The organism is Streptococcus mitis, assembly GCF_001074635.1.
Taxonomy (GTDB): domain Bacteria; phylum Bacillota; class Bacilli; order Lactobacillales; family Streptococcaceae; genus Streptococcus; species Streptococcus mitis_E.
On the sequence record NZ_JUQO01000200.1, the window covers coordinates 1 to 231 of the forward strand.

A 231-nucleotide genomic window follows, 5' to 3' on the forward strand; every position below is an offset into this window, starting at 1 on the left:
AGTAACCGTAACGGTTGAAGTAACGCCACAAAAAGACGATTACGATCCACAACCAAAAGCCCAAACGGTTGACAATGGTCACGTACCAGATCCAGAAACAAGTGTAACCAAAACTGGCTTACCAGAAGGCACAAGGGTCACATGGAAAGACACACCAGTCGTCAACACCCCAGGAAGTCATCCAAGTGTAGCCTTAGTGACCTATCCAGACGGAACAGTCGATGAAGTCAC

At 47.6% G+C, this 231-nt stretch carries 1 protein-coding gene; it reads left to right on the forward strand.

What is annotated here, in order from left to right:
- A partial coding sequence (locus tag ADI58_RS08680; RefSeq protein ID WP_049522260.1) for a Rib/alpha-like domain-containing protein occupies nt 1-231 on the forward strand: 231 nt, incomplete at both ends.